At 65.5% G+C, this 19,394-nt stretch carries 17 protein-coding genes; 10 read left to right on the forward strand and 7 right to left on the reverse strand.

From position 1 onward, the window contains the following. Positions 1-52: 52 nt before the first annotated feature. From FHG09_RS02620 to FHG09_RS02635, 4 genes are all read left to right on the forward strand, one after another. Positions 53-1,108 carry an alpha/beta hydrolase family esterase gene (locus FHG09_RS02620; protein WP_152346124.1) on the forward strand — a complete coding sequence of 352 codons (1,056 nt, stop codon included), beginning with the start codon at positions 53-55 and terminating at the stop codon, positions 1,106-1,108. An 84-nt stretch (positions 1,109-1,192) separates the two neighbouring features. Continuing rightward, positions 1,193-1,942, forward strand: coding sequence for a FadR/GntR family transcriptional regulator (locus FHG09_RS02625; RefSeq protein ID WP_152346125.1), 750 nt, complete (start codon positions 1,193-1,195; stop codon positions 1,940-1,942). After that, entirely contained in the window at positions 1,939-2,769 is an 831-nt protein-coding gene (locus FHG09_RS02630) for a creatininase family protein (RefSeq protein WP_152346126.1), read from the forward strand. Before FHG09_RS02625 ends, FHG09_RS02630 begins: the two co-directional genes overlap by 4 nt. 185 nt (positions 2,770-2,954) lie before the next feature. Beyond that, positions 2,955-4,499 (forward strand): AbgT family transporter, encoded by a 1,545-nt coding sequence (locus FHG09_RS02635; protein WP_152346127.1) that lies wholly within the window; start codon positions 2,955-2,957, stop codon positions 4,497-4,499. 51 nt (positions 4,500-4,550) lie between these two features. Here FHG09_RS02635 and FHG09_RS02640 read toward each other — a convergent pair whose 3' ends face one another. Then, entirely contained in the window at positions 4,551-5,840 is a 1,290-nt protein-coding gene (locus tag FHG09_RS02640) for a M20 family metallo-hydrolase (protein WP_152346128.1), read from the reverse strand. 134 nt (positions 5,841-5,974) lie between these two features. On the opposite strand from FHG09_RS02640, the gene FHG09_RS02645 reads away from it, so the two are divergent. The 4 genes from FHG09_RS02645 to FHG09_RS02660 all read left to right on the forward strand — a co-directional run bounded on the left by FHG09_RS02645 (position 5,975) and on the right by FHG09_RS02660 (position 9,299). Further along, a complete protein-coding gene (locus FHG09_RS02645) occupies positions 5,975-6,889 on the forward strand; it encodes a LysR family transcriptional regulator (protein WP_152346129.1) in 915 nt (304 codons plus the stop codon). 339 nt (positions 6,890-7,228) lie between these two features. After that, positions 7,229-7,843 (forward strand): DUF6230 family protein, encoded by a 615-nt coding sequence (locus FHG09_RS02650; RefSeq protein ID WP_152346130.1) that lies wholly within the window; start codon positions 7,229-7,231, stop codon positions 7,841-7,843. Further along, positions 7,843-8,457: a DUF6114 domain-containing protein gene (locus FHG09_RS19710; RefSeq protein WP_193627257.1), complete on the forward strand. Its 615-nt coding sequence runs from the start codon at positions 7,843-7,845 to the stop codon at positions 8,455-8,457. Before FHG09_RS02650 ends, FHG09_RS19710 begins: the two co-directional genes overlap by 1 nt. Further along, a complete protein-coding gene (locus tag FHG09_RS02660) occupies positions 8,454-9,299 on the forward strand; it encodes a hypothetical protein (RefSeq protein WP_152346131.1) in 846 nt (281 codons plus the stop codon). Before FHG09_RS19710 ends, FHG09_RS02660 begins: the two co-directional genes overlap by 4 nt. Before the next feature lie 104 nt (positions 9,300-9,403). Here the strand turns inward: FHG09_RS02660 and FHG09_RS02665 are convergent, their stop codons facing one another. Both FHG09_RS02665 and FHG09_RS02670 read right to left on the reverse strand, forming a co-directional pair. After that, entirely contained in the window at positions 9,404-10,189 is a 786-nt protein-coding gene (locus FHG09_RS02665) for a type 1 glutamine amidotransferase (RefSeq protein ID WP_152346132.1), read from the reverse strand. Between the two features lie 101 nt (positions 10,190-10,290). Next, a complete protein-coding gene (locus FHG09_RS02670) occupies positions 10,291-10,719 on the reverse strand; it encodes a DUF2871 domain-containing protein (RefSeq protein ID WP_152346133.1) in 429 nt (142 codons plus the stop codon). Between the two features lie 145 nt (positions 10,720-10,864). Here FHG09_RS02670 and FHG09_RS02675 point away from each other — a divergent pair, with 145 nt between their 5' ends. Then, positions 10,865-11,350, forward strand: coding sequence for a hypothetical protein (locus tag FHG09_RS02675; protein WP_152346134.1), 486 nt, complete (start codon positions 10,865-10,867; stop codon positions 11,348-11,350). Between the two features lie 112 nt (positions 11,351-11,462). On the opposite strand, the gene FHG09_RS02680 is transcribed toward FHG09_RS02675, so the two are convergent. Continuing rightward, the gene (locus FHG09_RS02680; protein ID WP_152346135.1) at positions 11,463-12,956 is read right to left on the reverse strand and encodes an 8-oxoguanine deaminase; all 1,494 of its coding nucleotides are present in this window, start codon (positions 12,954-12,956) and stop codon (positions 11,463-11,465) included. A 452-nt stretch (positions 12,957-13,408) separates the two neighbouring features. On the opposite strand from FHG09_RS02680, the gene FHG09_RS02685 reads away from it, so the two are divergent. Next, positions 13,409-15,019 (forward strand): nucleobase:cation symporter-2 family protein, encoded by a 1,611-nt coding sequence (locus FHG09_RS02685; protein ID WP_152346136.1) that lies wholly within the window; start codon positions 13,409-13,411, stop codon positions 15,017-15,019. Between the two features lie 72 nt (positions 15,020-15,091). Here the strand turns inward: FHG09_RS02685 and FHG09_RS02690 are convergent, their stop codons facing one another. The 3 genes from FHG09_RS02690 to FHG09_RS02700 all read right to left on the reverse strand — a co-directional run bounded on the left by FHG09_RS02690 (position 15,092) and on the right by FHG09_RS02700 (position 19,285). Further along, a complete protein-coding gene (locus FHG09_RS02690) occupies positions 15,092-17,287 on the reverse strand; it encodes an HNH endonuclease signature motif containing protein (protein ID WP_193627258.1) in 2,196 nt (731 codons plus the stop codon). Positions 17,288-17,699: 412 nt separating this feature from the next. Continuing rightward, the gene (locus FHG09_RS02695) at positions 17,700-18,377 is read right to left on the reverse strand and encodes an HAD family hydrolase (RefSeq protein ID WP_152346138.1); all 678 of its coding nucleotides are present in this window, start codon (positions 18,375-18,377) and stop codon (positions 17,700-17,702) included. 158 nt (positions 18,378-18,535) lie between these two features. Next, positions 18,536-19,285, reverse strand: a complete 750-nt coding sequence (locus FHG09_RS02700; RefSeq protein WP_152346139.1) for a M50 family metallopeptidase — start codon at positions 19,283-19,285, stop codon at positions 18,536-18,538. Between the last annotated feature and the right edge of the window lie 109 nt (positions 19,286-19,394).

Genomic DNA, 19,394 nt, shown 5'->3' on the forward strand with positions numbered 1-19,394 from the left:
ATGACTTGTGCTAGAGTCCTCACCACGATCACCGACGATCAAAGGACTGACGATGTCATCGACGACGAAACGCATCACGGCCACTCTGCTCGCGGCCGCCGCGAGCCTTGCCCTGCTGACGGGCACCGCAGGACCAGCCACAGTCGTTCCCGCGACTGCAGCAACGGCCGATACTGCACAAACCACCGGCAAGAATGCAACGACGATGCCGGCTGCCCCATCGGCCGGCTGCGGCACAGAGCAGAAGCCGGGCAACGACGAGAAGACCATCACCACGGCAGACAGCGAGCGCAGCTTTCGGATCAACATCCCACGCGACTACGACGCATCAACCCCGCTGCCGCTGATCATGGGCTTCCACGGCAACGGCTCCGACGGCGCCGAGTTCCAGAATTACACCGGCCTGCCGCAGCTGCCGGCGATCACGGTCTTCCCCGACGGCGTGCTCAAAGACGACGGCAAGCGCTCCTGGCAGGGGGCGCCCTACGCCAGCGACGCCGACGACGTCGCGTTCGTGGACGACCTGCTCGATGAGGTCGAATCCGAGCACTGCATCGACCTCAATCGGATCTTCGCCACCGGCAAGTCCAACGGCGGCGGAATGGTCTCCGTGCTCGCCTGCCATCTGCGCGATCGCTTCTCCGCCTTCGCCCCCGTCGCCGGTGCCTACTACCCGCAATCGACCGAGGGGTGTGACTACTCGACCCCGACGCCGATGCTCGCCATCCACGGCACAGGCGATGCCACGATGCACTACGACGGCGGCCACCGCCAGGGCGAGGACTACCCGGGTGTGCGCGATTGGATCCAGCCCTGGGCAGACGCCTCCGACTGCGAGAAGGAGACCGAACGCCAGGTCGGCCGCAAGGGCGAAGACGTGGTGCGCACCCAGTGGACGCAGTGCGGAGCGGGAAGCCACTCGGCCGTAAAGCCCGGCAGATCCGCCGCCGTCGAGCTCTACTCCGTCGCCGACGGCGGCCACGTCTGGCCGGGCGAACTCGTCTACAGCGGCGGCGGGTACGCCACGAAGGACTTCTCGGCCACGGACACGATCTGGAACTTCTTCCTCAGCCATCCGGGCGCGACGCAGGGACCGGACCAGAAGTGACCGGACAGGGTCCGGTCAAGAGTGACCGTTGACACACCCATGATCAAAGTGATTAGATGACTTAAACACTTGAAGGAGAGCACCATGACGTCCACTGTCGGACTCGTCGAACGGCTCACGCGTGAGATCGTCGAAACCATTCGCACCGAAAACCTCCAGCCCGGGCAGACTCTGCCCTCGGCGAAGGAGCTCGCCTCCCGCTTCGAGGTCACCGTGCCCACCGTCCGGGAGGCCCTGCGCCGGCTCGAAGCCACGGGGTCGGTCGAACTCAAGCACGGCTCGGGCACCTACGTCCGCGAAGCGATCAATCGCCGCATCCTCGACAACCCGCACTATGTGCCCGTCGACCTCGCCGCCGCCATCGAGCTCCTCGACGCCCGCATCGCCATCGAACCCGGCATCGCCGAACTCGCCGCCGACGTACAGGACGCCGATGCCGTGGACTCGATGGAGTCCGCGCTCGACAATGCCCTCCAGGTCACGACCGCGGTGCCGGCCGGTCACTTCCACGTCGAACTCGCCCGCGCCTCGGGCAACCGTGCCCTGCACGAGATGCTCGTGTCCCTGCTGGCCATCCATTCCCGCACCCAGCAAGCGGCACGCACGAGCTACGACCGCCTGCGCGATCATGACGAACACGCCGACATCCTCGACGCCATCCGCCGCGGCGACGGATTCGAAGCCTCCCACCGCACCCGCAAGCACCTCGAGGCGATCAAGGCCGCCGTCCTCGCAGACTGGGCCGACGGCACGACCACGGCCGACGACACGGTCCGGGCAGACGACGCCGCCCACACCGGCGACACCGGCCACACGGAAGGATCACGACGATGACCCGGCCGACGATCACCGAGATCCGTTCGCATATCCGCGACTACGCCGACCTCACCTCACTCGAGGTCGAGCGTGCGAAGGAACGCCGCAGCCTGCTCGTCCTTCCCGTCGGCGCCTGCGAACAGCACGGTGACGGACTTCCTCTGGGCACCGACAACGTCCGTGCCGCTCACGTCGCCCGCGCAGTCGTCGACGCGCTCACCGATGGCGACTCACTCACCGACGGCGCCCGGGGACGGGCCGGCAGTGCCTTCGTTCTGCCGAGCATCGACTACGGCGTCTCCCCGCATCACCGGTTCCTGCCGGGCACGATCAACATCGGCCCCCGGCTTTTCATCGACCTCGTCACTTCGATCGTGCATGAACTCGCCGATGCCGGGTTCGACAGACTCCTCGTCATCACCGGCCACGGCGGCAACCTCGCCGCGCTCGGTGTGGTCCAGCAGTCTCTGCTCGCCACCCGCCCCGACTTCGTCTTCGCCTATGCCCCGGTCTCGGCGCTGGCCAGTGAGACGACCAAAGCCCTGCCGCGCACCGAGGTCAGCGGCCACTGCGGGGAGTCCGAAACGTCCCAGATGCTCGCCATCGACGCCGACCTCGTCGACACCGACCATCTCAACCCCGGCGCCACCCGGCTCGATGATCTCGAGCCGCGCGCCCGACTCTCGCGAACGAAGTCACCGTCGACAGCGGTGACGTTCGACCGCTACGCCGACAACGGCGTGCTCGGCGATCCGCGGACCGCCACGGTCGCGGCCGGGGAGGGCATCCTCGGCGAGGTCGTCGACCGACTCGTCGCCTACTGTCGGGAGCTGCAGAGACTGTGACAGCCGCTTCTCACTGACCGGCCGCCCCGGCCGAACACCCCACCCCGTCATCACCCGATTCCAGCGCCGGAGTCACCGGGCCCTGGCGGCCCCTGCCCGAAAACACTGCCCGAAACCTCCGTCCGACCGTCCTCATCCGACCGGATTCCATCCGGATCCATCCGCCTGGACTCTCAGGAGCTCACATGAAACCGACCCAGACCACCGACACCGCGCAGACGTCCGAGCAGGAGAAGCTGCCGCTGGTCATCCGCGCCCTCAACGTCATCGAAGTCGTCGGCAACAAGCTGCCGAACCCCTTCTGGCTGTTCTGGATCCTCGCGGCGATCCTCGCCGTGTTCAGCCTCGTCCTCTCTTTCGCCGGCGCAGGAGTCGAGGATCCCGGCACCGGGGAATGGACCCCGGTGAACAATCTGCTCAGCGGCAAGGGTGTTGCCATGGCCGTGAGCACCGCGCTCGACGCCTATGAGACGTTTCCGCCGCTGATCACGATCATGGTCGTCATCATGGGTGTGGCCCTGGCCGAGCGCACGGGCCTGCTGTCGACGGCGATGAAGGTCTCGATCGCCCGCGTCCCGGCCGGGCTGATCGTGTTCACGGTCGCGTTCATGGGCACGGTCTCACACGTCGCCTCGGCGGCGGCCTACGTCATCCTCGTGCCGCTCGGCGGAATGGTGTTCAAGGCCGTGGGTCGCTCCCCCGTCCTCGGCGTCATCGTCGCCTACACCTCGATCGCCTCCGGCTACGATGCCAGCCCGATCCCGACACCCAATGATGCGATCTTCGCGGGCATCACGACGGCCGCGGCGAACATCATCGATCCCGACTACATCGTCACTCCGATCGGCAACTGGTACTTCAACATCGCCAGCTCCATCCTGCTGGCCGTCGTCATCACCATCGTCACCGAGCTCGTGCTCATGAAGCGCGACAACCTCGAGGCCGACGAGGATGCCGAGCACGAAGATCTCGTGATCTCCGACAAGGAGCGCTCGGCTCTGCGCCTGGCCATGTTCGCCGTCATCGCCGCGGTCATCGCCATCGTCGTCCTCGTCGTCCCCGAAGGGGCTCCCCTGCGCGGCGACGGGCCCTTCGGCGAGTCCCCATTCCTCACCGGAATCGCCTTCCTCATCGCCCTGCTCTTCGGCATCGGCGGCATCGTCTACGGCTTCCGCGAGGGCACGATCGAGACCTTCTCCGACGTCCCGAAGCTCATGGGCCAGGGACTGGCGTCGATCTCCGGGGTCCTCGTCCTCTTCTTCGCCATCGCACAGTTCCTCGAGTACTTCGAGTGGACGAACATCGGCATGCTCGTCTCGGTGTCCGTGTCCGAACTCTTCACCGGTCTCGGTCTGCCGACCTGGGTGGTGTTCATCCTCGTCCTGCTCGTCCTCTCGGTCGTCAACGTGCTCATCACCTCCGGTTCGGCGATGTGGGCGATCATGGCTCCGGTCATCGTGCCGCTGCTCATGCTCCTCGAGGTGCCGCCGGAGACCTCGCAGGCGATCTTCCGCATCGCAGATTCCGGTTCGACGGCGATCACCCCGATGAGCCCGTACTTCATCCTCGCGCTCGGGTTCATGCAGAAGTATCAGAAGAGTGCCGGCATCGGCACGCTCGCCTCGCACACCCTGCCGCTGGCGGTGTGCATGACGATCAGCTGGAGCCTGCTGTTCTTCCTGTGGTGGGGTCTGGGCATTCCGCTCGGTCCCGATGCGCCGGTGCGCTGACCATGCCCGTGACATTCATCGGCAAGCAGCAGCCACGGAGTCCGGCGCCGCTCAGACACTGAGGTCCTGCACTGCCGAGGCGAGGACTTCGACGCCGGCGCGGCAGTCCTCGGGTGTCGAGTATTCCCGGGGGTTGTGGCTGATCCCCTGGTATCGGCCGCGGACGAAGACCATGGCGGCCGGGGCGATCGCCGCCATCTCCTGCGCGTCGTGACCGGCCCCGGACATCAGTCGCATCGAATCGTATCCGCGTTCCTTCGCGGCGGACTCGAGGACGTCCTGGACCTCCTCGGCGAAGGGGACCGCCTTCGTCCGGGCCATCTGTGCGGTCTCGACGCGCAGCCCCGGCTGGCTGTCGGGAAGTGTGTCGAGGAAGGCGGCGAGATCCGCCTCGGCCCGGGCCATGTCCTCATCATCGGGATTGCGCAGGTCGACGGTGATCTCGGCCCGGTCGGGCACGACGCTCGGCAGCCCGGGCGAGGTTGTGACGTGCCCGACCGTCGCGCGCAGCCGCCCGTACCGCCCGGAGTCGACCATGCGGCGGACCTCGATGATGATCTGTGCGGCGGCCAGGCCGGCGTCGATGCGCAGTTCGGTCGGTGTGGTTCCCGCATGGGCGGCACGCCCGTGGAGGGTCACCTTCTGCCAGGAGATCGACTGGACTCCGGTGACGATGCCGATGGGACGATCCTCCTGAGCCAGCACCGGACCCTGTTCGATATGGCATTCGAGGTAGGCATGCGGCGGCTCGAGGCGGGCCGGACGCTCTCCCCTGAAGCCGATGCGCATCAGCTCGTCCCCGAGCCTGGCACCCGCGGCATCGGTGAGTGAGTAGGCGTACTCGAGGCTCAGCCTCCCCGCCGCGACGGCGGATCCGAGCATATCCGTGCCGAAGCGCACCCCCTCTTCTTCGGTCCACGCGGCTACGACGATGGGACGGCGGGGACGCAGCCCCGCCTCGGCGAAGGAACGGAGAACGGCCAGTCCGCCGAGCACTCCGAGGCAGCCGTCGAAGGCACCGGCGGTGGCCACGGTGTCGATATGCGAGCCGATGAGCACCGGTGCGAGCTCGGGTTCCCGACCTTCGCGGCGCCCGAAGATCGTGCCCATCTCGTCGATTGTGATCTCGAGCCCCAGCTCCTCCATCCAGGAGATGAGCAGTTCACGGCCCGCCCGGTCCTCGTCGGTCAGCGACTGCCGGTCGACTCCGACGAGGCCGGTCGCCTCGTCATCGAAGGCGCCGATCGCCGCGAGTTCCATGAGGTCGGCCCACAGTCGGTCTCCGTCGATGCGGAGGTCTGCACTGTCCTTGTGGCCTGTGGTCGCGGTGGTGGAGGTCATTGAGCGTCCTTTCTCGAGTCTCTGCTGTCGAGCCTACGAACACATACCCATGAAATCGATAGACTTACTCTCACCATCACACATGAACTTCTCTCATGAGATTCTCTCTTGATCTGCACCGCGCTGGAGGCACGATGTTCAGTCTCAGACGGCTCCGCTTGCTGCGGGAGGTCGCAGCGCGCGGCAGCCTGGCCGCCGCCGCTGCCGCTCTGGGCCAGGACCCGTCCTCGGTGTCCCATCAGCTCAAGATCCTCGAAACCGAGGCCGGCGCCGTGCTGCTCGAGCGCGTGGGGCGCGGAGTCCGCCTGACCGAGGAAGCACAGATCCTCGTCACCCGCACCGAGGCGGTCCTGCGTGAACTCGAAGCCGCAGAGGCCGAGATCGCCGAGGTTCGGCATCGAGTGGGCGGGACTGTCCGTATCGCCGCCTTCCAGACGGCCCTGCACACGATCGTGCCCGGCGCTCTCGCCCGACTGGCCGGCGACCATCCCGACCTCACCGTCATCACGACGCATATCCGCACCGAGGATGCCGTCCCGGCGCTGCTCGCCCGGGATTTCGACCTCGTCCTCCAAGAGGACTATCCGTCGCGGCCCGCCCGCCGTGACGAGGGAGTCGAGACCGAGGTGCTCGGCGACGACGAACTCTGCCTCATCACTCCCCGCACCATCGACGCCGAGGCTCCGCCGAGCCTCGCCGACTGCGCCCACCACGCCTGGGCCATGGAACCGGCCGACACCCGTGCCGGGCACTGGTCGCGTGCCGAATGCCGGAGAGCAGGCTTCGAACCCGCGGTGCACACGGAATCCTCCGATATCGTCCTGCTCGTCCGACTCGTCTCCCTCGGCCTCGCTTCGGCGCTGGTTCCGCGCCTGTCGCTGCAGGCTGCCGCGGCGAGCACTGGCACCGATTCCGGGACGATCACGACGAGCCGACTGCCCGAACCTGCGAGCAGGAGGCTCTCGACGGCGATCCGTCGCGGCAGTGCTCGGGCTCCGCGGATCATCGCCCTGCGTGCGGCTCTCGCCGACGAGTTCGCCGGGCTCTGAGCGTGGGGGTGTCGCTGAGTTTTGAAAGTTTTGTTCACGAACGGCGTCCGCTCGGATTCTGTCATCTCCGCCGGAGCAGCCGGGGCGTCGAGGGCGGGCCAAGTCGCGCCCCCGAACGCTCCGACTGCACCGCCTGACCTGGAATGATGGCGAACGACCGGATTCGACAGGGAAGCTTTTGGCCTGGTCTCACAGGCGCGCGAGCGCTCACCCTTGAGCTCGACGGCGGCAAAACCTGTTGACGCTCAAACTTCACCCGCGATACTGTCTGGTAACACCCCGTAGTAACTTACGTCACATGCCGATGCCGACCATGCCGTCGGTGGTCAAGGAGGATCAATGAAGTTCCGCAATCCCAGCCTGATCCGCAGGCTCGTCTCATCTCACGCCGGTCGCATCGCGATGGTCGCGATCCCCACCGGCGTCGTCTCGGCCATGCTCATGGGCGGGGTGGCCCAGGGAGCGGTCCCGGTCTCGTTCGCCATCTCCGGCACTCAGTTCAAGATCACCTCGTCGCAGCTCGAGGGAACCGGCTTCTCCCAGTACAGCGGAGTCGCCAAGGACGCCGAGGGCGGCGAGCACGCCGTCGTCACCGCGAACATCAAGGACGCGACACTGGAGAACCTCTGCCAGTCGGCTGTCCAGGAGACTCCTCTGGGCAAGGTCGGCATCCTCATCAAGGCCGGTGGAAAGGGCACCCCCGCCTCGGCGAAGGACCTGCAGATCGGCATGACCGGACTCGAGGGCGATGCAGAGTTCAAGAACATCCGGATCGGCGTCGACGCCTCCGACGTCAACACGAAGGCCAAGGGAAGCAAGGGCGACTTCTCCCAGGACGCCGACACCGTCTCGATCAAGGACCTCAAGCAGGACTCATGGTCGACCACGGCTTCGGTCTTCACGCTCAAAGACATGTCGCTGAAGCTCACCGACGGATCTGAGACGTGCGACTGATGAAGGACTCAGCAGCCAACGGGCAGCCGACCGATGAACGGGAGGCCGCCGAACAGGAAGCCACCGTGCAGAAGACGAGCCTGCTTGCGCTGTCCCGGCGGAGTCGACTCGCCGATGAGCGGAGTGACCACCTCGAATCCGTCGTCGAGACGGCGGAATTCGCCGTCCCGACGCCGGAGGCGGGGGATGCTGAGCGCAGCGAGGGGGCCGAGATGACCGAAAGCGCCGAGAAACGCCGAGGGTTCAAGCATTGGCGTCGGCAGCGTCCCTTCATCGGGGGTGTGCTTGCAGTGCTCGGAGGAATCGAACTGTTCTTCTCCGGCCAGCTGGACCTCGGCAATATGCAGATCCAATTCGGCATCGAGGGTCTGCAGGCGACGGTCATCCCGATCGTCATCGTCGTGCTCGCCCTGCTGTCGATCTTCCGGCCCACGCACCATGTCTTCTACGGGATCATCGGCCTCGTCCTCGCAGTCTATTCGCTCATCGGAGTGAACCTCGGCGGGTTCATCATCGGCATGCTGCTGTCCACCATCGGCGCGATCCTCGTGATCGCATGGATGGGACCGCGCGGGCCGAAGGAATCCGAGGCCGCTGAGGGGGAGACTGCATGAGGGCACCCAGCCGCCGCACGGCCTCGATCCTGGCGGCAGCTGTCCTGATCCTCCCGACGACTCTCGGGGCGGGATCGGTTGCAGCCGCCCACTCGTCACCGCTGTGCTCGCTCGTAGGCACGTGCGATGACGACGATTCCGCCAAGTCCCAGGACCCCGCACCGGCGGGAAGCCTGTCGCCCGGAATGCCCGTGAAACCAAGCGATCCGCCCACGTCGGGCCCCTCGCTGCCCGCACCGGGCCCCACGGATGAACCGAGCGAGGAGCCGACGGAGGAACCATCGGAGGAGCCCACGGACCCGGGGGGCCTGGGACTCGACGAGCCCAGCGACGACCCGACCGAGGACGAGGATTCGGACGAGGATTCGGAGGAAGAGGGCAACGGCGAGTTCCCGTCCGAGGCACAGATGGATGAGAACGCGCCGGTCTTCACGAAGACTCCGGCCGCTATGGGCTCGGAAGGACTGTCATTCAAGGGCCTCAAGGGAATTTCGTTCGTCTCCGTGCCCACCGCAGACGGCGGAAGCATCGTGACGCTGAAGCTGCAGGCCGACGAGATCTCAATCGACGGGTTCTCACTGACCGTGAAGCCGCCTGACGAGGATCACGGGCTGGTGACGAAGGCCGACACGATGACGCTGAAAGGCGATGTCACCGTGTACATCGGCTCGATCACCGCCACGACGAAGGACGGGAAGTCGCTGACCCTGGGTCCGGAGACGCCGCCGCCCATGGACGACGTCGAACCGGGATTGCTGCGAGTGACCATGGGGCTCGTCGGCTCGACCGCCGATGGGATCTACTACTCCAACACCGATCAGAAGCTCAAGAAGGCCGACTGACCCGTTGAGGGGAGACAGTGACCCCTCACCGAGGCGGCACCGCCCATCGAGGCAGACAGGCACGAAGGCCGCGGACTCAGTCCGCGGCCTTCGTGCATTCCTGCCTAGCGCCGGCCCTCCAGAAATCCGACGAAGGCACGAGCCAATCGCCGACCGTTGTCGACGAGTGCGGAATCGTGAGCCTCGACCTCGGCGATGATCGAGTCCTCGGTCTTGCCTGCCGGCAGGGCGAGATCGTTGCCGCTCAGCCAGCGAGCGATCTGACCGGCGCCGGTTTCCGGGTGGAACTGAGTGCCCCACGCACTCTCGCCGAGGCGGAAGGCCTGGACCGGCGCGTCGGAGCCGGTGATGAGGAGTTCTGCCCCTGTCGGCAGCGCCATCTCCTCCTGATGGAAGAGCACGGACGGCAGGGGCCCGGGGGCCAGCGCCCCGAAGACGGGGTCGGACTCGCCCGCCGAGGTGGCTCGCAGTTCGCAGATCCCGATCTGCGGGTGCATCCGCCGAGTGATCGGAGCGTGGCCTGCGACGGCGAGCATCTCCCCGCCGAGGCAGATATTCAGGCTCGGGAACTCTCCGGCGATCGAGCGCCCGAGCAGCCGTCGGACCTCGGGAAACCAGGGATTCTCGGCATCTTCGAGGGGTCCGGCGGACCCGCCGAGGACGACGAGGGCGTCGAAAGAACCGGCCGGACCGGCCGCGGAAGCATTCGGATCGCGGTCAGACGCCTCGGCGGGGAGCGCCTCGGCGGGGATCACTTCGCCGAGATACGGTCGGGTCACCACCACCTCGGCGCCGGCTTCGGCCAGCCAATCGCCGAACCGTTCCGGCCCGGTGCCACGTTCGTGCTCGATGGCGAGGATGCGCACCCTGCGCGGGAAATCACTGCTCATGCCACCATTGTGGCCTTTCACAGAGGCTTTGGGGCGAAACGCGTCTGTCGAACGGTGCACGGTTCGACAGACGCTCGCCGCCTTGGACGACGGCGGCAATCCTACTCGGCGGTCACGGCCCGACCGTTCACGACCTTCTTGCGCAGAGCGAGGAAGAACAGGACGAGGCTGACGGACAGGGCGATGTGGCCGAGTCCGGCGATGCCGGCGATCATGGCGTTCGACTCCTCGCCGAGGACGGTGAGTGAGCCGTGCCAGATCATCATGCCGACCGTGAGGACGATTCCGACGTTGTAGAGCCAGAAGAACCACGAGAACAGCCTCGACCCGGACAGCCCGAACAGCTTGTCCAGCGCGAGGACGAGGAGCATGACGATGAAGCCGAGCGTGAGCAGGTGGGTGTGGACCACCGCGAGCTGCGTGAACTCGCCTTCGGGGAAGTCGTTGGCCTTGGTGAATTCGCGGTAGAACAGTCCCGCGAGGACTCCGATGATCATGTACGTGAATGCTGCAGAGAATGATTTCTTCATGCTTCCACTCCATCAGGATCCGCGCGCGGAAACCTGACCCGCACGATTGAACTGCATCCCCAACTTTCGATTGATGTTCCATCACACAGGCATCCGAAGCCGCGGATCGCGGGTGCGGAGCCCGTGGCACGGCTAGCCTGGTGGCATGGCCATGGAGACCCTGTTCGCGAAGATCGACCGCATCGCCGGCGGCAAGCAGGCCGGCATCCTCGTGCCGTCGAAAGGTCTGGAGCTGCCGAAGACGAAGCGCGCCTTCGCGTGGATCACCTGGCTGCTGCTCTTCGAGCTCGTCCTCGGTTTAGGGGCCGTGGTCTACGCGATCATCATCGCCCGCGCGGGCGAGCCGGTTCCCTTTGCCGTGTGGATGCGCACGGTCGTCGTCCTCGGCATGACCGTGACCCTCTTCTACTTCTTCTGGCGCGCGACCAAGGGCTTCTACTGGGGCTACCAGCGCCTGCGCCTGTTCACGCAGATCTTCCCCGTCATCACCCTTGTCATGGCCGCGATCCCCGGCCTCTACCCGGTGTGGATGATCACCGAGCAGATCGTGTTCAGCCTCGTCATGATCGGCGTCGGCGATTTCCTCACCGGCGACCACCTGCGCGAGGTGTTCCGCAGACCCGAGGACTGAGAACCCCCTTTGCCCGCCCGATATCTCTCAGGTCAGCCCGACGTCTCTCAGCTCAGCCCGACGTCTCTCAGTTCGGCCCGACATCCCTCAGCTCATCCCGCCGCCCCAATCCTCACCCGGCAACGAGGCGGCGCGCCTCCTCCTGGTGAGCCGCGATGAGCGCCTCCTTGTCGAGTTCGACTCCGTCCGCGCCGATGGCGCGGCCGTCGATGACCCGCCACTGTCCGCCGACCATGACCCGGTCGGCCTTCTCCGCTCCGCAGAGGACGAGCGCGGGGATCGGGTCGTGCGATCCGGAGAACGCGAGGCCGTCGAGGCGGAACATCGCGAGGTCGGCTTGCCTGCCGACTTCGATGGTGCCGATATCGTCGCGGCCGAGCGCGGCCGCCGATCCCTTCGTCGCCCAGTCGAGGACACGGTCGCAGGTGACCGCCTCGGCGCCGTAGCGCAGGCGTTGGATGTAGAGGGCCTGGCGAACCTCGCGGATGAGGTTCGAAGCATCATTCGATGCGGATCCGTCGACGCCGAGTCCGATAGCGACTCCGGCGTCCTCGAGTTCGACGGCGCGGGCGATGCCCGAGGCCAGCCGCATGTTCGAGGTCGGGCAGTGGGCGACGGAGACCCCGGCGGCACCGAGGCGACCGATCTCCGAATCGTCGAAGTGCACACCGTGCGCCAGCCAGGTCCGTTCCCCCAGCCATCCGACGGATTCGAGGTAGTCCACAGTGCGCAGTCCGAAGGTTTCGCGGCAGAAGTCCTCTTCGTCGATGGTCTCGGCCAGGTGGGTGTGGAGGCGGACATCGAGCTCCGCGGCGAGTGCGGCGCTGTCGCGCATGAGTTCGGTGGTCACGGAGAACGGGGAGCACGGGGCGAAGCCGATCTGGATCTGGGCGCCGGGCCCTCTTTGGTGGAAGGTCTCGACGAGGCGGCGGGAGTCGTCGAGGATGACATCCGAATCCTGGACGGTCTGCTGCGGCGGCAGCCCTCCGTCCTCCTCGCCCAGGGACATCGACCCGCGGGTGAGCATGGCGCGCATGCCGAGTCTCCGGACGACGTCGACCTGAATGTCGATGGCCTCGTCCATGCCGGTCGGAAACAGGTAGTGGTGGTCGGCGGCGGTCGTGCATCCGGATTCGAGCAGCTCAGCCATCGCCACGGTCGTGGCCAGTTCGAGAGCGCGCGGGGTCAGTCTGGCCCACACCGGGTAGAGGTTCAGCAGCCACCTGAACAGCGACCGGTCCGCGACCGGTGCCCACGCCCGGGTCAGCGTCTGATAGAAGTGATGATGCGTGTTGATCAGCCCGGGAGTGATCACGTGCGCAGAGGCATCGACGACCTCGAGGGCCTCGTCGGCCCCGGTGGCCCCGTCGGCCCCGCCCGATGAGGGCTCGCCGCCTGCGGGGACGAGTTCGACGATGGTCCCGGTGGCCCGGTCGATGACGATTCCGCGCGCCGCCTGGTCCTGATCGACACCGGCACCGAGGTGGACGGCCAGCGGATCGCGCAGCCAGAGTCTCGCTGCCGGACGGATCCCTGATGCTTGGGAGTTCTCTGGTCCTGGGCGGTTCCCCGCAGTCGGTGTGTTCGTTTCGTTGCTGTCGATCATCGTGTCGCCTTTCAGCTCTTGAACCGTACGCGTCGAGCGCGCACTATTGGTCTGTGGCGACAGAACTGGGGCCGACGCCACCAGCTCAGGTTTTCCGGCGTCTGCTGCTCCGCCGTTCGGTGTCTCATCGGTGATCCCCGACTGTACCCACTGGTCGGTGGGACGGTACGATGATCCAAAACCATCGAACTGAGCGAACGATCAGTAGATTGCCGAGGTATGAGTACACGACTCCCGTGGACTCTAGCATGTGCCGCGAGTCACAAAAACGGCTTGCGAGCCAAATGGTATTCCTTTAGAGTTTTGCGATAAGGAATATTCCTTTCGCATAACGGAATTATGCAACCGATCCCTCGGTCGAACTGATGCCCGCTCGCATGCCAAACCGGCCACTGAGGTCGGCAAGTCACAGCGAGGTCTTCACACCGAGGACGTACTCAATGGAGAGATAGATGTCGGTATCCCATCAATCACCCAGCAGCGACCGCAGCTCAGCGGTCGGAAGCAAGCCGGCCCGGCCGGAGGACGAACGGCTTCCAGTCGGCAGCTCCTTCGCCTACGGGCTGCAGCATGTGCTCACTATGTACGGCGGAATCATCGCGGTTCCCCTCATCATCGGCAATGCCGCCGGCCTCGACGGCAACGGCATCAGCCTCCTCATCGCCTCCTGTCTCTTCATGGGCGGTCTGGCGACGATCCTGCAGTCGGTCGGTGTGCCGTTCTTCGGCTCCCAGCTGCCTCTGGTCCAGGGCGTCTCATTCGCCGGTGTCGCGACGATGACGTCCATCCTGGCCGGCGGCGATGGCCTGCCTGCGGTCTTCGGATCGGTGCTGGTCGCCTCGGTGATCGGCCTGATCGTCGCGCCGGCGTTCGCACTCATCGTGAAGTTCTTCCCGCCGGTGGTCACCGGCACGGTGATCACGACGATCGGGCTCTCACTCATGCCTGTGGCCGCAGGCTGGGCCATGGGCGGCGACGCCGAGGCCGCCGATTACGGCAGCATGCGCAATATCCTCATCGCCGTGGTCACCCTGGCCATCGTGCTCATCCTCAGCCGGATTCCCGTCGCCGTGATCTCCCGACTGTCGATCCTCTTGGCCATCGTCATCGGCACCATCGGCTGTCTCATCTTCGGCTGGGCCGATTTCTCCCATGTGCTCGACCGCGGCATCTTCGCGTTCCCCGAGCCGTTCGCCTTTGGTATGCCGACCTTCTCGGCTGCGGCGATCATCTCGATGTTCATCGTCATCATCGTCACCTTCGCCGAGACCACTGCGGACATCATCGCCGTCGGCGAGATCGTCGACACGAAGGTCGATTCCAAACGCATCGCTTCGGGACTGCGTGCTGACATGCTGTCGTCGGCCGTCTCCCCGCTCTTCAACTCGTTCACTCAGTCGGCTTTCGCACAGAACGTCGGCCTGGTGGCGATCACCGGTGTGAAGTCGCGGTTCGTCGTCACTGCCGGTGGTGCGATCCTCGTGGTTCTCGGCCTGCTGCCGGTGATGGGCGGAGTCGTTGCTGCGGTGCCGACGCCGGTTCTCGGCGGCGCGGGCATCGTCCTGTTCGGTACGGTCGCCGCTTCGGGCATCCGCACACTGTCCAAGGTCGAATACGAGGGCAACCTCAACATGATCATCGTGGCGGTCTCGCTGGCCTTCGGCATCATCCCGGTCGTTGAGCCCGACTTCTACAACGCATTCCCGGACTGGGTCGGCATCATCCTCCACTCGGGCATCTCCTCGGCCACGCTCATGGCGGTGCTGCTCAACCTCGTCTTCAACCACATCGGTGCGCGGACGAAGGACCGTTCGGACCGTTCGGTCTTCGTGGCAGGCACCGGTCGAGTCATCCGCAAGGAAGAGCTGCAGCGACTCATCGACAACGAGGCCATCCTCACCGAGGGCGACACCGTCAAGAACGGGAAGATCGTCGACTGCAACGGAGAAGAGGTTCCCGTCGTCACCGAGAAGCAGCACGAGAAGGTCATCGACGCCACCGAAAAGGGTGAGGTCCGCTGCCAGGACGACGTCCGCCGCCTCATCGCCGCGGACGAGGACTAGAACGACCGCTCGAGCCCCGGCCGCCGTCTGGAGGGACGATCGGCCGGGGTAACGTGCAGAATTGGGCTGCCGTCAGAACGGAGGCGGTTTCTCTGGTTTCCAATAGGCATCCCAGCTCGATTCCTGGGCGGCCCTCGCCCATTGCGGCCGGCGAGAGTTCTCTTTCTCTTCGGCCGGGGTGAGCTCGGCCTCCGAGGTCCAGCGCAGCGCCGGGTCTTCGGGCGCTGAGTCACTGGGCGATGGGGCGCCGGGCGCTGAGTCACTGGGCGTCGCATCGCGCGCCGCGGAGTTCAGGATGCCCTTGCTCCCAGCAGTCGGGACACACTCGTCCCCTCGTTCGGAATTGCGGGATGGATCCGTGGTTTCGAGACGACCCGCGGGTCTCGGATACCCGTTGTCGTGAACCGGTGCTGCGTCGCCAGGCTTCCCCTCGTCAAGCAGATTCGGCAGGTGGGCATAGTTCTCCATCTGCCGAGCATGCTCGGCGTTGATCGGGTTGTCCGGCGGGTACATTCTTGCGACGACGCCCCGCGTGAAGGCATACTCCACCGCCCCGTCATCGGTCTTCCGGATCGAGAACCTGCGGTCGGTCTTCGCCTGGTGGTCAGGTGCGCACAGCGGGTGGAGGTTCTCGAACGTCGTCTGTCCGCCTCGTGCCGGATCCGCATGGTCGAAGGGGATGATGTGGTCGACTTCGGAGGTCTCTGCCCGGCGGGTGCAGCCCGGGGCAGAACAGGACTGCCATTTGCCGCTCAGAGGAGCGCGCACGTAGGCAGGGATGTAGTAGCTGCGAGAGCGGGCATCAATCGGCGTCCCGGTCGCGGGATCGGTGAGGATCCGGTGCCAAGTGGGGCTCTCTCCTGCGAGAGCCCGTGCCGCGGCCGGCGGCACCGGAGTGCCGTCCGAGAACGTTCCGGGCAGCTCTGACTTGCCCACTGCGGTGAGATACGGAACCGTCACCATCATCTTCGCCTGCTCCCGCACCCATTGTCCGTGGGTGGGCATGACGAGCTTGATGGTGGTCTTCACGTCGACGCCGGTGCTGGCGGCCGCTTCCGCTTCTCGTTGCGCTGCGTGCGCGGTGCGATCGACGGCTGCTGCGGTGATGGGAGCCGTGGGGTCGGCTTGGTCAGCAGCTTCGAGAGCGATCTCGTTGGTGGAGGTCTCTCCGGTCGTGGTGTCGTGCGTCGTCACGGCGATGGCCATCTGCGGGGTTGCTCGTGTGGCGATGTCGAACATGAGGGCGGCGATGCTGTCCTGATCGGCGACCTCGAGACCGGCGGTGTTCTCCTCGGTGAGTGCCGAGATGTTGCCGTTGCGAATCGCCCGAGCGAACGCCTCGATCCGCAGGTAGAAGGCGTTGAGTTCCACGGCAGGTCCCGACAGGGTCACCGAGGCGGTCCCGTCAGGGTAGGTCATGATGTCGACCCGCCGACGCCTCTCGGCCAGTTCGACCCGGTCATCGACGGGTACGAGCGCCGCGATCTTCAGATTCAGCGACTTCTTGAAAGTCTCCAGGGTGATATCAGCGCGGCGGTCACCGAGGTAGGCATCAAGCCGGGGCAGATATTCGAAGGCGACGTCCTTGATAGCCCGAGTAGCTGCGAGCACATGCTCGATCGTGAACTCACCGGCGAGGCACCGCTGCAAGAACTTCGGCAGTCCGAATGCCAGGGTGACCGCGCTGGTGATCTCGTTGTAGGCACCGTCGCTCGTCGAACCGAGGACCGTGGTCAGCTCGGCGATCTCTTCGCGCGTGGCGAGGTCGTGGACCCAGCTGTTGAATGATTTGTGCAGTCCGAACTTGGGGAAATTCGGAAGCGGCTTCGCCGGCGCCTGCTCAGGAGCACTGGCACAGGTGACCGTGTCAATGGCGTCTTCCGTTTCACCATCGACTTCGCCGGAAGCGTCTTCAGGGAGGGCTTCCTCATCTGAATCGGCTTCCCCATTGGGAGTGGAAGTGTCCTCAGGCTCGACAGCGTCCGCGCGGTCAGCGTCCTCGGCAGTTTCATCGAGGTCGGCATCGTCACCGGACGCATCGAGAGCGCGGTCGTCGAAGACGAAGCCGGTGGATGCCCAGGGGTCGACGAAGTCGTCCTTTTCGGGGAGCAGACCGTCTCGTGCCGTGATGAAGCGACCGGCCGTTTCGGTGAAAGTTGCGTGGTAGTAGACCGCGTCGCCCTCGGCGTAGCGAAGCTTCTCGATGGCATCGGACAGAAACAGACCGGCGACGGCCTGGAATTCTGCCAGGCGAACGCCCGTACTCAAGCGTGTAAGGCTGACGACAACGGCCATCGGCGAATCGGGGTCGACGTCGAGATGACGGGGTGAGTCGGGGCCGACGAGTAGCGCCGGAGGCGAAGAGGCGGAGCCGGTCGAGGGCGCGGGGGAGCTGGAGACTGATTCATTCGAGGCAGGCTCGAGACCACTGTTGCCCGGATCCTGAGGATCCTTCATCGGTCTCGCCGCCTTTCACGTCGATGTGAATGCCTTGGTTTTATTCTACTTCAGAATGGCTTCAATGAACATCACAATTCGATTACAAACAGAGCTTGACCGATTTTCTATGATGTTTGATGTGCTTTGATGTTCACAGTTTTGCGCCGCCATCGAACATCGTCCACTCGGTCCGCCATGTTCCCAAGATCGCCTTACCCTCGGTTCCCACAGGAATCGTCACCTATTCTGTGAGCAGACCAGGTATCTGCTCCATCAGGGTGAAGGTCTCGGCCGCACCCGCCGCCAACAGCGTCTCCGCGCTCTGATGCACCGGCGAATCCGGACAGAACCCGAGCACATGGGACCCGGCCGCAACACCGGCGATCACCCCGGTGGGGGAATCTTCGATCACGGCCGCCTCGGCGGGGTCGACGCCCAAGGAATCAGCCGCCGCGAGATAGACGTCTGGGGCGGGCTTCGAATTCGGCTGCTCCATACCGGAGAAGATCCTGCCCTCGAACGCGTCGAAGAGGCCGATCTTGCGCAGCTGCAGTTCGATCTTCGGGCGATCCGCACCCGATGCACAGGCGATCCTGCCCGGGTAGATCTCGGCGATGCGATGAACCGCGGCCACGACTCCCGGAATCGCCTGGAGGGAGGCCGCGAGCTGGTCATTGCGGCGACGACGGAACTCCGTCATCCACTCCGCGTCGATGCGGTACCCGGTGTGCTCCTCGATGACATCGGCCTCGTCCCGGAGCATCTTGCCGACGAATCGCGCAATGCACTCCTCGGCGCTCAGCTGCCAGCCGAGCTCCTGCAGCATCTGGTGGAGGACACCGTTCGTGATGCTTTCGGAGTCGACGAGGACCCCATCACAGTCGAAGAGGACAGCGGAGAATTTCGGAAGTGTGACCATGCCCCGATTCTGCCACCCGCCACAGACGCGGAATCACGGGCATCCATCCCGCACCACGGCCCCACCGTCGACATCCGCGCCGCCTTACGGCCCCACCGACGACATCCACGCCGACTCACCGCCCCGCCCTCCGGCTCAGGAGCCTGAGAGGACCGCGGTCACACCGCGCCGACCGACACCGCCGTATACAGCACTCGTGCGGTGGCGAGCGCGCAGACGATGATGACCAGCGCAAACAAAGTCAGCCAGGCCCCTGCGGGCAGCGGCGAACCCTGGGCGAGGATATACGCATCGGACTGCTGCACCCGGCGCCTCCGCGTGTGGACGCGGATGACCTTGACGAGATCCTTGAGCGACCCGATCGTCAGCGCTGTGCCGAGTGCGGCGACGAAGACCGAGATCCATTCCAGAGGCAGGAACACGACGACGAGCTGGGCCGCGATCGCTGTGATCACAGCGATGACCGCACCAGCGAAGTTCCGGATGAAGATGAGCGCGACCAACAGGATCAGCGCCCCCACCGACAGCGCCAAGGGGGCCCAACCGAAGACCGCCGAGGTGGCCAGGACGAGTCCGAGCACGCCCGGTGCCGGATATCCCCAGAATCCAGCCCAGGCGGCGGAGAACCCCACACGGCCGAATGAGTTCATCTGACCCGAATGGTCGAAGTTCAGCGAGATCCCCTTGATCACGCGTCCGGTCATGAGGGCGGCGAAAGCGTGGCCGAGTTCGTGGACGAAGGTCACGAACATTCCGAAGAACCGCCAGATTCCCGGAGTCAAGGTCACGACCAGGGGCACCCCGATGACGAGGACGAGTCCGAGGACGTCGAGTTCGAGTCCGTCCTGTCGCCCGAATCCCGAGGTGATGGCGTCCCACCACGTCGCCGTTGCCTGCTTGAAGTCCATAGCGGCCCAGTGTACGAACCGCCCCTGAGCGGGATCCTCAGGAGCTCCTCAGCGATTCGGGAGGTCGGGGCTCCTAGACAGCCAGCGCCTCGACATCAACCCAGGATCG

The organism is Brevibacterium sp. CFH 10365 (assembly GCF_009299785.1).
Lineage (GTDB): Bacteria > Actinomycetota > Actinomycetes > Actinomycetales > Brevibacteriaceae > Brevibacterium > Brevibacterium limosum.

Coding starts and splice junctions, on each gene's coding strand:
- FHG09_RS02620 (WP_152346124.1), top strand. CDS start 53: ATGTCATCGACGACGAAACGCATCACGGCCACTCTGCTCGCGGCCGCC.
- FHG09_RS02625 (WP_152346125.1), top strand. CDS start 1,193: ATGACGTCCACTGTCGGACTCGTCGAACGGCTCACGCGTGAGATCGTC.
- FHG09_RS02630 (WP_152346126.1), top strand. CDS start 1,939: ATGACCCGGCCGACGATCACCGAGATCCGTTCGCATATCCGCGACTAC.
- FHG09_RS02635 (WP_152346127.1), top strand. CDS start 2,955: ATGAAACCGACCCAGACCACCGACACCGCGCAGACGTCCGAGCAGGAG.
- FHG09_RS02640 (WP_152346128.1), bottom strand. CDS start 5,840: ATGACCTCCACCACCGCGACCACAGGCCACAAGGACAGTGCAGACCTC.
- FHG09_RS02645 (WP_152346129.1), top strand. CDS start 5,975: ATGTTCAGTCTCAGACGGCTCCGCTTGCTGCGGGAGGTCGCAGCGCGC.
- FHG09_RS02650 (WP_152346130.1), top strand. CDS start 7,229: ATGAAGTTCCGCAATCCCAGCCTGATCCGCAGGCTCGTCTCATCTCAC.
- FHG09_RS19710 (WP_193627257.1), top strand. CDS start 7,843: ATGAAGGACTCAGCAGCCAACGGGCAGCCGACCGATGAACGGGAGGCC.
- FHG09_RS02660 (WP_152346131.1), top strand. CDS start 8,454: ATGAGGGCACCCAGCCGCCGCACGGCCTCGATCCTGGCGGCAGCTGTC.
- FHG09_RS02665 (WP_152346132.1), bottom strand. CDS start 10,189: ATGAGCAGTGATTTCCCGCGCAGGGTGCGCATCCTCGCCATCGAGCAC.
- FHG09_RS02670 (WP_152346133.1), bottom strand. CDS start 10,719: ATGAAGAAATCATTCTCTGCAGCATTCACGTACATGATCATCGGAGTC.
- FHG09_RS02675 (WP_152346134.1), top strand. CDS start 10,865: ATGGCCATGGAGACCCTGTTCGCGAAGATCGACCGCATCGCCGGCGGC.
- FHG09_RS02680 (WP_152346135.1), bottom strand. CDS start 12,956: ATGATCGACAGCAACGAAACGAACACACCGACTGCGGGGAACCGCCCA.
- FHG09_RS02685 (WP_152346136.1), top strand. CDS start 13,409: ATGTCGGTATCCCATCAATCACCCAGCAGCGACCGCAGCTCAGCGGTC.
- FHG09_RS02695 (WP_152346138.1), bottom strand. CDS start 18,377: ATGGTCACACTTCCGAAATTCTCCGCTGTCCTCTTCGACTGTGATGGG.
- FHG09_RS02700 (WP_152346139.1), bottom strand. CDS start 19,285: ATGGACTTCAAGCAGGCAACGGCGACGTGGTGGGACGCCATCACCTCG.